Here is an 11532-nt window from a genome sequence, read left to right as displayed (position 1 = left end):
GCTAGCGGGAGACGCAGAACTCGTTGCCCTCCGGGTCGGCGAGGGTGACCCAGGTGTACGGGCCCTGGCGTCCGTTGTGCAGGAACTTCGCGCCGCGCGCCACCAGCGCCTCGACCACCGGCGTGAGGTCCTCGGCACCGGTACGGACGTCGAGGTGCATCCGGTTCTTGACCGTCTTGGCCTCCGGAACGAGTTGGAACAGCACCCGTGGCGCCCGCTGCGTCCCCTCGGGGTGCCGGATCGCCGCCCCCTCCTTCCAGACCAGCACCCCGTGGTAGGTCCGGGTGTCGTCCTCGGTGGCGTGCCCCTCGGCGACCATGCGGCGGATGAACGCCTCGTCGGAGGGCTCCACCTGCCAGCCGAGCGTCTCCGCCCACCAGTCGGCGAGCACGTGCGGGTCGGCACAGTCCTGTGTCACCTGGAACTCGTACGCCATTCGGGTCACCTCCGGGCCCGGTAGAGGTCACGGAGCAGACTGATCTCGGCGCCGTGGTGGATGGTCTCGCGGTTGATGTGCAGCACCAGGGCGGCCATCGGGAACTCGGCGTACGGGCCCTCGGCCGGGCCGCACGGCCGGGCCAGGCCGTCCGGGCCGAGCCGGCGTACGCCGTCCCGCCAGGTGGCGTACGCCGTGTCGAGCTGGTGCAGTGCCTCGGCGGCGGTGCCGGCGTAGTCGAAACTGTCGTAGTCGACCGGCGGCCCGCCGAAGTGCGCCGCGCTGCGCTGCCCGAACACTCCGACGATGAGGTGCCCCAGCCGCCAGGCGATCGTGGTGACCGGCGGCGGCGTCGGCTCGGGCAGCGCGTACTCGATGACGTACCTGCCGGCGCCGTGCGCCACCGCCGCGTCCACCCCGTCGCGCGGGCGTACGCCCCAGCCGCCGGCGACCGGCTCCCAGTGGTACTCCTCGTCGGTGAGCCCGTCGAGCCGGGGCCGCAGGTGGTGCTGCCAGTGCCAGTCCACCTGGTCGACCAGTTGTCCGGTCCAGTCGATGTCCATGTTTCGCAGGCTAGTCCCAATTGAGGACAGGACCGTTCCTGGTTTGCTGGCAGACTCGGAAAATGCTCGACACCTCGGCACGGCTGCTGCGCCTGCTCGCCATCCTGCAGACCCGGACCGAGTGGACCGGCCCGGAACTGGCGCAGCGGCTGGACGTGACGGTGCGTACCCTGCGCCGGGACATGGCCCGGCTGCGCGACCTCGGCTATCCGGTCCGGGCCACGCCCGGCGTCGCCGGTGGCTACCGGCTCGGCGCGGGGTCGACGCTGCCGCCGCTGCTGCTCGACGACGACGAGGCGGTGGCGGTCGTGCTGAGCCTGCGTACCGCCGCCAGCCAGAGCGTGACCGGCATCGCCGAGACCTCGCTGCGCGCGCTGGCCAAGCTGGACCGGATCCTGCCGGCCAGGCTGCGGCAGCGCACCGCCGCGCTGCGGCTGACCACCGTCCCGCTGGCCGGCAGGGCACCCACCGTCGACCCGGACCTGCTGACCGCGATCGCCGAGGCGTGCCAGAACCTGCACCGGCTCACCTTCGACTACCACAGCCGCGACGGCACGACCAGCATCCGCCGGGTGGAGCCACACCGGCTGGTGCACACCGGCCAGCGCTGGTATCTGGTGGCCCGGGACACCGACCGGGACGCCTGGCGTACGTTCCGGGTGGACCGGATCGACGGGCTCCGCTCGACCGGGCAGCGGTTCACGCCGCACGACCCGCCCGACCCGGCGACCTTCGTCGCGGACTCGGTCGGGGCGGCACCGTACCGGTACCGCGCCCGGGTGCTGGTGCACGCACCGGCCGAGGAGATCGCCGAACGGGTCCCGCCGACGGCCGGACTGGTGGAGGCGGTGGACCGGAACAGTTGCCTGCTCAGCACCGGAGCGGACTGGCTCGGCTTCCTGGCGCTGCACCTCGCCCTGCTCGGCCCCGAGTTCACCGTGCTCGAACCCGCCGAGCTGGCCGACGAACTCGGCGTCCTGGCCGGGCGACTGGACCGGGCCCGGAGCCGGTCCGGGTCGCGGCGTCCGGAGTAGTCCACGGTCACCCGCACGAAGTGCTCCCGGACCGGCCGGCCTCGACCGGAAAGGGTGAGCCGGCCGGAACAAGATCTCGTTACGATGCCCGCCATGCCCGTCGCGCCCGCCCCCGCCCTCACCACCGACCCCACCGCCGCCTATCCGCAGTTGGCCGGCCTCCGCGCCGCGCTGCGGGCCGGCGACTGGCCGGCGGTACGCGCCGGGCTTGTGGCCGAGGAGCCCGGAGCCCGCACGACCCTGCTCCGGCTGACCGTCGACGGGTACGGCGACCGTCGTTTCCTTGAAGAGCTGGCCCAGGCCAACCCCGACGAGCCGCTGGCCGCCGCGTTCCTCGGCGACCTCCTCATCCGTCAGGCGTGGGAGGTCCGCACCCGCAAACGCGCCCAGCACGTCAGCCGCGAGCAGTTCGACCGGTTCCACGAGATGCTCCGACACACCGAACGGCTGCTGATCGACGCGACCGCCCGCCATCCGACCGATCCGACACTGTGGACGCTCCGATTGATCACCGTCCGTGGCCTACAGCTCGGCACCGCCGAGGCGCGGCGCCGCTACGACCGGCTCGCCGCGAGCGACCCTCACCACCTGCCCGGACAGCGTCAGCTCCTCCAGCAGCTCTGCCCGAAGTGGGGCGGATCCTTCGAGGCGATCCACGACTTCGCCCGGTCAGCCATGCTCGCCGCGCCGGAAGGAGCGCACAACGCGGTACTGGTGGCCGAGGCCCAACTGGAGCACCTTGCCGAACTGGAGGGCGCGAACCGGCGGCGGTACTGGACCGACCCGGAGGTGCGCGCCCGGTTGCGGGAGGCCGCGGAGCGTTCCGTGCTGCACCCGGCGTTCCGGCGTACGCCCGGCTGGGTGCTGGTGCAGAACACCTTCGCGATGATGCTCTCCATCATCGACGACCACCGGACCTCGGCCCGGCTCTTCGACGGGTTGGGCCACCTCGTCAGCGTGGAGCCGTGGGAGATGTCGGGCGACCCGATCGCCAGGTTCGAGCAGGCCCGCCGCGAGGCGTACCAGAAGGCAGGTGTGCGGTGATCCGGCAGCTGGAGGTGGACGGCGTACCGGCCCTGGTCGCCCCGACCACCGGTCCGATGCACGCCGGTCTGATGTTCCGGGTTGGCCAGGCCGACGAGACGCTGGCCCGGCGGGGCGTCACCCACCTGCTGGAACACCTGGTGCTGCACCCGCTCGGAGTCGCCGACTACCACTACAACGGCACCACCGGAACCAGCGTCACCCACTTCCACATGCAGGGCTCGGCCGCCGACATCGTCACCTTCCTCACCGGCGTCTGCACCTCTCTGGACCGGCTCGCCGCTGATCGGCTGGAGACCGAGAGGGCGATCCTGCGTACCGAGTGGAGCGGCCGGAGCAACCCGGCCATCTCGGCGATGCCGTTGTGGCGGTACGGCGCCCGGGACTACGGCCTGGTCAGCTACCCGGAATGGGGACTCGAGGTGGTCACCGTCGACGACCTGCGCGAATGGTCAGCGCGGTACTTCACCCGGGAGAACGCCGTGCTCTGGGTCGCTGGGGAGGACGTACCGGCCGGACTCACCCTCGCCCTCCCATCCGGACAGAGGTGCCCGGCACCGGCCGCCTCCTCGGCCCTGCCCCGTACGCCGGCCTTCTTCCCCGGCGGCTCGCAGGCCACCGGCTTCCAGTCGGTGGTACCCCGACAGGCCGCGGCCACCGTCCTCACCGGAGTGTTGGAGCGGAGGCTGTTCCGGGCGCTGCGCCAGGAGGCCGGTCTCTCCTACACGGCAGCGGCCGACTACGAGCCGCGCGGAGACGGGTTCGCCGTGATCACCGCGCTCGCCGACGCGCTGCCGGAGAAGCAGGGCGCCGTGCTCGGCGGTTTCGTCGACGTGCTGGCGGAACTGCGGGTGGGCCGGATCGACGACGCCGAGGTCGCCGCCGTGGTCGGCAAGGCCACGGACGCGCTCGGCACCGCCGAGGCCGACGCCGCGCGGTTGCCGGCCGCCGCGTTCAACCTCCTCACCGGCTATCCGGTCAGCTCCAGTGACGATCTGGCGACGGAACTGAAGGCGGTGACCGTCGAACAGGTGCACCGGGTCGCCGGCGAGGCGCTGGCGTCCGCGCTGCTGATGACCCCGGTGGGGTGTACCGCAGACTGGGCGGGCTTCGTCGCCGCACCGTCCACGTCGGCCGAGGCGGTCTCCGGCACGGCGTACCCCGGGCTGGGCGACCCGACCCAGCGCCTAGTGGTCGGTGCCGAGGGCGTGAGCGTCACCTCGGACGGCGCTCCGCCGGCAACCGTCCGGTATGACCGGTGCGCGGCGATGCTGGGCTGGCCGGACGGGGGCCGGCTGCTGATCGGCGAGGACGGGATCTCGGTACGCATCGAACCGACTCTCTACCGCAACGCCGACCAGGTACGCGTCGACGACCGGGTGCCGCCGCAGGCCCAGGTGCCGCTGCCAGCCCGGGACCCGGACCAGATCCCCCGGCCCCAGTCACGACGCGGCGCTCCCCGGCAGCGGCGTCGGATGACCCGTCGGCACGTGCGGATCGGCGTGCTCGGCGTGCTCACCCTCGGCATCGGCGGCCTGGCCCTGGCCGTGTCGATCGGGATCGTGATCGGCGAGGTGGACGGCAGTCCGCTGGCCGCGATCGGCGGATGGATGATCGCCAGTTACCTGGGCCGGGCCCTGTGGAAGATCTGGCACGGTAACGAGTAGTCGGCCGAACTCGGGGCAGGGCAGGCGGTACGGACAGCGCGCCGCCGTGGCGATCGGCTGAGGGCTGGCGCGGACTTCCCCGACCGGACCCGTCGGCTGCGGGGTGTCCGGGCCAGCGCCCCGACCCCAGAAGGGCAGCCGGGGTGAACTGGGCCGATCCGTCGGCCCGGTCCGGTGTGGCGGGGCGGCAGCGGGGCCGTGCTCGGGGTGATCCGCCGGCCGCAGCCCCTATGCCCCTAACCCGCGGCCGGGTCTCGCACCTAGCCGGTTAGGGCGAGAACCGGGGATCGTCCCCGATGTCCGGTACGTCGGCAACGCCGTACGGTCGGCGCCAGGTCTGGAACGACATGCCCAGATCATCCCGCCCAAACCTCTGAGGAGATCGTCACCGTGGAATCGGCACCGACCGTGGAGACCCCCGCCCCGGCTCCGGCCCCGGCCCCTGCCCCCGCCCCGGCCCCCGAGGCGACTCCCGCCGTGGAATCCACCCAGACCCTGCAGGAGTTCGTGGTCAACCTGCTCACCGACGTGGACCTGCGCACGGCGTACGAACTCGACCCGACCGGCACGCTGGAGAGCGTCGGGCTCGGCGACGTGGTCCCGGCCGACGTCGCGGACGTCCTCCCGCTGGTGGTCGACTCCGTACCGCTGCAGGGCCTGACCGACCTCGGCGCGGTGGAGAGCCTGGGCCTCGGCTCGGTCAGCCTCAGCCCGACCAGCGTCGTCGGCCAGGTGCAGACCGTCGCCAACCAGTTCACCGCCGGCGTCTACAGCACCGGTGTCGACGTCGATGTGGCCGGCGTGGGCGCCGTCAGCGTGGACCCCAACGGCCTGGAGGTCGGTGTCAGCTCCGCCCTGCCGGTGCTGGGCCTGGACAGCGGCCTGAGCGTGGATCTGTCCGGCGTGCACGACGTGGCCGACACCCTCGACTCGACGGTGCTGGGCACCGCGGGCGGGGTCGACACCGTCGACGGCGTGCTCGGCACCGCCGACTTCGCCGCCAGCACCGTGACCTCCACGGTGGCCGGCACGACCAGCCTGGTCGGTGCCGGCGACCTGGGCGGCGTGACGGACCTGACCACCATCACCGACCTGACCAACGTCGCCGACCTGGGTGGCGTGGCGGACCTCGACGGCACCCTGGACAGCGTCACCGGCACGGTCGGCGGGGTCACCGGCACCGTCGACGGGACGCTCGGCGGCATCGGCCTGGGCGGGGTCACCGACACCGTCGGCGGCGTCACTGACCTGGGCGGCACCCTCGGCGGCGTCACCGACCTGGGCGGCACCGTCGGCGGGGTCACCGACACCGTCGGCGGAGTCACCGACCTCGGCGGCACCGTCGGCGGCGTCACCGACACCGTCGGCGGAGTCACCGACCTGGACGGCACCCTCGGCGGCGTCACCGACACCGTCGGCGGAGTCACCGACCTGGACGGCACCCTCGGCGGCGTCACCGACACCGTCGGCGGAGTCACCGACCTCGGCGGCACCCTGGGCAGCGTGACCGGGCTGGTCGGCGGCGCCGACCTGGGCGGCACCACCGACCTGCTCACCGACGGCGTGCTCTGAGCTGTACCCGCACCAAGACGGCGGTGCCCGGACCAGAAAGCGGCTGGTCCGGGCACCGCCGTCGCACTTTACCCCCGAAGAGCGGGCCCGATCCCGCCCTGACATCGGATGTCTGGTGACGGTGCCTTGACAGGTCTACTCGGAGCGCAATAGCGTCGTAATCCGATTGATTCGTTTCAACTGGGAGTGGGCGGCAGTCACGCCGGGACGGTTCTGCCGGCGATGGCCGGACGCTGTGGCCGGCCATCGTGGGCAGACATCCGATGCTCCTGATCGGGAGGACACGACGTGATCGCACGCAGGGACTTTCATCGGATCAGCGCGGCGACCGTCCTCGGCGCCGGGATCGGTGCCGCAACCGGCGGCGCGGCCGCCGGTGCGGCATTCGACGAGGGGCAGCCGAGCGAAGCGCAGACGAGCTGCGAGGTCACCGAGACGGACACCGAGATCGTCGTCGACAACGGCCCCGTCCAGATCACCGTCAGCAAGACCAGCGCCAGCCGGCTGACCTCGCTGCGGTTGCACGGTCAGGAGTTGCTCGGCGCGGGCGGTCGCGGCAACTTCGACATGAACAACGCGATGGAGGGCGATCCGCTGCCGTTGCCGCCGGCACAGAACTCGTACGAGATCCGGCGCGGGGACGACTTCGTCGACATCGCCTTCCGGTACAGCCCGACCAACGGCGGGCCGTTCTGGCTGGAGCGGCACCACATCGTCCGGGCCGGTGAGCCCGGCATCCACCTGGCCACCGTCTTCCAGCACCCGCCCGAGCTGCACGGCTTCCGCTCCGACCAGCACCGGTACGTCTGCTACCTGGACCCCGAGCTGTTCACGCACGTCTCGGTCGAGGACGACCCGATCGGTGCACCGTGGCGGGACGGTGCCGCCCGGATGCCCACCCCCGCCGAGCTGGCCGCCGCTCCCATGGTCATGGACGCGACGCACGACCTGGCCGGCCTCGGCTCGGCCTATCCCCGGCGCTACTACACCAAGTACGACTGGGCCACCTACCTCAAGGACCACGTGGTGCACGGCCTCTACGGCAACGGGTACGGGATCTGGGCCGTCCAGCCGAACCGGGAGGCGTTCTGCGGCGGCCCGGTCCGGCAGGACCTGACCCTGCACCAGACCACCAGCCGACCGGTGCTGCTGGTCGAGCCGCAGGCGACGCACTACGGCTCGCCACCGGTACGGGTGGCCGCCGGCCAGGCGTGGGAGAAGACGTACGGGCCGTACTTCGTCTACCTGAGCCGGGGCGACGACCCGGCCCGGATGCGTGCCGAGGCGCTGCGCTACGCCCGCCTCGACGTGCACCGGGACTTCTACGACCGGGTGGCGCTGCCGGGCTGGACGCCCGGCCCGCAGCGGTGCACCGTGCACGGCCGGATCCGGCTCGCCGGCCAGCCGCACCTGCGCGGCGCGGTGGCGGTGCTCTCGGACAACCGGCTGGACTTCCAGCGGACCGCGCTCGGGTACGCGTACTGGACGGACGTGAGCCCCGGCGGGGTGTTCCGGCTGCCCGACGTGCGGCCCGGAACGTACCGGCTCACCGTCTACCGGCCCGGCACCTGGGGCGAGTACGTCCGCGACGACGTGCCGGTGCCGGCCGGTGGCCGGGTCGACCTCGGTGAGCTGCACTGGGAGCCGCCCCGCAACGGCCGGACGGTCTTCCAGCTCGGTACCCCCGACCGCACCTCGGCGGAGTTCCGCCGCGGCGACGAGTTCCGGCAGTGGGGCACCGCGCGGTTCTTCAAGGCCGACTTCCCGGACGGGGTGGTCTACACGGTCGGGCGCAGCGGTGACGACGACTGGAACTACCTCCAGTTCCAGCGGGTCGACGGGGAACCGGTGCCGCCCTGGCGGATCCGGTTCGACCTCGACCGGCCGGTGCGGCCCGGCGCGACCGCCACGCTGACCGTCGCGCTCGCCGCCTGGGCGATGGACACTGCCCGGGACGTACCGCCGCTGCCGAGCAATCTGACCATCCGGGTCAACGAGCTGCGGCTGATCTGGACCTTCGCGCCGGACGACGCCCGGGGCGCCACCTACCGCAGCGCCTGCGGCGGCCGGCACTACCGGCGGGAGTTCCGGTTCGACGCGGGCGCGCTGCGCCGGACCGGCAACGAGATCACCCTGGCGATCAACGAGGACACCCCGCCGGAGCTGGGCAACGAGGCGGCGTACGACGCGATCCGGCTGGAACTCGACTGACGTGCGCGGGGAGCGGGAGACCCCGGCCTGGTACCGGGACGCCAAGTTCGGCATCATGATCCACTGGGGCCTCTACTCCGTCCCGGCCTGGGCGCCCCTGGACGACGAGGTGGTACGGCTGCTCGGCGCCGGCCGGACCGGCCCGGACGAGTCCACTTCGGACGGCCCCGCGGGCGCGGCGGAGCACTCGGACCCGCTGGCCCGGCACTCGTACGCCGAGTGGTACCAGAACACCTACCTGCTGGCCGGACCGACCCGGGCGTACCACCGGCGGGTGCACGGCGACCGGCCGTACGCCGACTTCCGCACCGAGTTCGTCGCGGCGGTCCGGGACTGGGATCCGGCGCCCTGGGCCGACCTCTGCGCGGCGGCCGGCGCCCGGTACGTCGTGCCGACCAGCAAGCACCACGACGGTTTCCTGCTCTGGCCCTCCGCACACCCCAACCCGCACCTGCCACGGTGGCAGACCGGGCGGGACGTGATCGGCGAACTCGGTACGGCGGTGCGCGAGCGTGGCCTGCGCTACGGCCTCTACTACTCCGGCGGCCTGGACTGGACCTTCGGCAACCTGCCGATCCGCCGGATGGCCGACGTGGCGGCGAGCGTCCCCGACTCGCCGGGATACGCCCGGTACGTGGACGCGCACTGGCGCGAGCTGATCGACCGGTACCGGCCGAGCGTGCTCTGGAACGACATCGGATATCCGTCGGCCGGTGACCCCGACCGGCTGGTCGCGGACTACTACGCGGCGGTACCGGACGGGGTGGTCAACGACCGCTTCTCCCGCGACCGCGCCGACGTGCGCACCCCGGAGTACGGCACCCGGTCGGAGATCGATCCGGTGCCGTGGGAGACGGTCCGGGCGCTGGGGCTGTCGTTCGGCTGGAACCGGCAGGAGACGGCGGAGCACCTGCTCTCCGCCACCGAGGTGGTGCACCTGCTCGCCGACGTGGTGAGCAAGAACGGCAACCTGCTGCTCGGGATCACCCCGGACGACCGGGGCGTCGTCCCGGCCGCACAGCGGGCGGTGCTGCCCGAGGTGGGCCGGTGGCTGGCCGGGTACGGCGAGGCGATCTACGGCACCCGTCCATGCGAGGTGCCCGCGGCGGTCACCAGTGCCGGGGTACCGGTCCGGTTCACCCGGCGCGACGACGTCCGCTACCTCATCGTGCTCGGCGACCCGGGCCCCGAGTTCGGGGTACCCGGGCTGTCGTTGCCGCCCGGGGCCCGGCTCCGGGCGGTCGGCCCGGCGGCGGCGCAGCCCCGGTGGCGTCCCGGCCCGGACGGCCCGGTGCTGACGGTCGGCCCGCTGCCGCCGGCCCCGGCGCACGTGTTCGCGGTACACCCCGGGTCCTGACCGCTGCCCGAACGACTCGCGCGCACGACCGCGAGCCCGGGGAAGACGCCCGGGCGGCCGGCCGGATGGCCGGGTCGGCCGCCCGGGTTCCCGGCCCCGCCGCATTCCGGGGCCGCCGGCCGGAAACGCGGGTGCCCCCGTCCCATCCGGGACGGGGGCACCCTCCGGTGTCCGCGGTTGGCCTCAGCCGAGTTGGCTCTTGGCCTCGTCAATGACCCGCTTGGCACCCTCGGCGACCGGGATCCGGCCGAAGATGACCTCGTCGTAGATCCGCTGGAACTCGGCCTTGACCGCGCCGCCGCCCTTGGGCTGCGGCGGCGGGGTGGGCAGCAGCTTGTCGACGACGGACCGCTCGAACTCGTAGACCAGCTTGTCGTTCGGGGCCAGGGTCGGAGCGATCGCGTCCCGCACCTTGGCGTTGGCCGGCATGCCCCGGGAGACCGCCAGCACCTTGCCCGCCTCGACGTCGTTGATCAGGAAGTCGACCAGCATGGTCGCCTCCTTCGGGTGCTCGCTGCGCTGCGCGACGCTGTAGGCCATCGACATCGCCGCGATCATCCCCCGCTTCGGGGTGTCGCTCGGCATCGGCGCGATGGCCAGCGGCGCGCCGTACGCGCTGACCATGCCGGTGAACCCGGAGTCGTAGTTGACCTCGGCGGTGACGCCCTTCTTGATCAGCGAGGAGTTGGTGATCGAGCCGTCGAGCTGGGTGGTCAGCGCCGGGGGCGCCAGCGCGCCGACCGCGCGCATCTGGCCGGTCATGGTCCAGAACTCGGTCAGCTCCGCCTCGGTGAAGCCGAGCTTGCCGTCGTCGGTGTAGATGGCCTTGTCCCGCTGGCGCAGCCAGATGTCGAACCAGTCGATGGCGAAGCCGAAGTCGCCGAAGCCGGCCACCTTGCCGCCACTGGACTGGCTCAGCTTCTGCCCGGCCGCCTGGAGGTCGGCCCAGCTCCACTCGGGGCTCGGCGCCGGCACGCCAGCCTTCTGCCAGAGCGCCGGGTCGTAGACGACGCCCTGGGTGTTCTGCGCGATCGGCACCGCGTACGTCGCGTCGCCGACCTTGCCGGCCGGGAGCAGCGTCTGGGTGATGTCCCCGACCTTCAGAGTGCCGTCCTCGATGTACTCGGTGAGGTCGCGCAGCGCGTTGCGGTCGGCGTACTCCCGCAGGTAGGCACGGTCCATCTGCACCACGTCCGGCGCGTCGCCACCGGCGATCTGGGTGGAGAGCTTCTGGAAGTACGCGTCGAAGGCACCGAACGAGGTGTTCACCTTGATGTTCGGGTACTTCTTCTCGAACAGGTCGATGGCCTGCTCGGTCACCTTGGCCCGGTCTTCGTTGCCCCACCAGGTGAAGTCGAGGGTGACCGGGCCGTCCGAGGCGTCGTCACCACCGCCACAGGCGGCCAGCGGCAGGACGAGCAGGGCCGCCGCGGCGAGGGTTGCGGCCCTCACGGCTCGGCGGGCCCGTCGGGTGTGCACCATGGACATTCTCCTTCCCGAGGGCGACGACGGCCGGTGGGTGCGGGACGTCGGGGCAGGAAACCGCTTGCCTGTGCGGGCGCAGGGATGCCTGGGCAGGCAGCGGCGGATCCTCCCTCGACGTCGGGCCGGGTCGCGGGGGCGGTAATTGACGGTGGCAGGTCGTGCG

9 protein-coding genes are annotated in these 11532 nt (G+C 72.6%); 6 read left to right on the top strand and 3 right to left on the bottom strand.

The genetic code is table 11. From position 1 onward, the window contains the following. Position 1: 1 nt before the first annotated feature. Positions 2 to 436: a VOC family protein gene (locus ACSMXO_RS10555; RefSeq protein WP_346259510.1), complete on the bottom strand. Its 435-nt coding sequence runs from the start codon at positions 434 to 436 to the stop codon at positions 2 to 4. A 5-nt stretch (positions 437 to 441) separates the two neighbouring features. Beyond that, positions 442 to 999 carry a DinB family protein gene (locus tag ACSMXO_RS10550; RefSeq protein ID WP_455417533.1) on the bottom strand — a complete coding sequence of 186 codons (558 nt, stop codon included), beginning with the start codon at positions 997 to 999 and terminating at the stop codon, positions 442 to 444. A gap of 62 nt (positions 1000 to 1061) precedes the next feature. Between ACSMXO_RS10550 and ACSMXO_RS10545 the strand changes: the two genes are divergently transcribed. The 6 genes from ACSMXO_RS10545 to ACSMXO_RS10520 all read left to right on the top strand — a co-directional run bounded on the left by ACSMXO_RS10545 (position 1062) and on the right by ACSMXO_RS10520 (position 9884). Further along, positions 1062 to 2033 (top strand): helix-turn-helix transcriptional regulator, encoded by a 972-nt coding sequence (locus ACSMXO_RS10545; RefSeq protein WP_455417532.1) that lies wholly within the window; start codon positions 1062 to 1064, stop codon positions 2031 to 2033. A 93-nt stretch (positions 2034 to 2126) separates the two neighbouring features. Further along, positions 2127 to 3077, top strand: coding sequence for a hypothetical protein (locus tag ACSMXO_RS10540; protein ID WP_455417531.1), 951 nt, complete (start codon positions 2127 to 2129; stop codon positions 3075 to 3077). Further along, positions 3074 to 4744: a M16 family metallopeptidase gene (locus ACSMXO_RS10535; RefSeq protein ID WP_455417530.1), complete on the top strand. Its 1671-nt coding sequence runs from the start codon at positions 3074 to 3076 to the stop codon at positions 4742 to 4744. Before ACSMXO_RS10540 ends, ACSMXO_RS10535 begins: the two co-directional genes overlap by 4 nt. Positions 4745 to 5134: 390 nt before the next feature. Then, positions 5135 to 6316, top strand: coding sequence for an IniB N-terminal domain-containing protein (locus tag ACSMXO_RS10530; RefSeq protein ID WP_455417529.1), 1182 nt, complete (start codon positions 5135 to 5137; stop codon positions 6314 to 6316). Positions 6317 to 6604: 288 nt separating this feature from the next. Continuing rightward, positions 6605 to 8527 carry a polysaccharide lyase family protein gene (locus ACSMXO_RS10525; RefSeq protein ID WP_455417528.1) on the top strand — a complete coding sequence of 641 codons (1923 nt, stop codon included), beginning with the start codon at positions 6605 to 6607 and terminating at the stop codon, positions 8525 to 8527. Between the two features lies 1 nt (position 8528). Next, positions 8529 to 9884 carry an alpha-L-fucosidase gene (locus ACSMXO_RS10520; protein ID WP_455417527.1) on the top strand — a complete coding sequence of 452 codons (1356 nt, stop codon included), beginning with the start codon at positions 8529 to 8531 and terminating at the stop codon, positions 9882 to 9884. Between the two features lie 183 nt (positions 9885 to 10067). Here the strand turns inward: ACSMXO_RS10520 and ACSMXO_RS10515 are convergent, their stop codons facing one another. Continuing rightward, positions 10068 to 11366: an ABC transporter substrate-binding protein gene (locus ACSMXO_RS10515; RefSeq protein WP_346259518.1), complete on the bottom strand. Its 1299-nt coding sequence runs from the start codon at positions 11364 to 11366 to the stop codon at positions 10068 to 10070. Positions 11367 to 11532: the final 166 nt, after the last annotated feature.

The organism is Plantactinospora sp. DSM 117369 (genome assembly GCF_053764795.1).
Note: the sequence above shows the minus strand (reverse complement) of the source record. Positions and strands in the feature narration are given on the sequence as shown.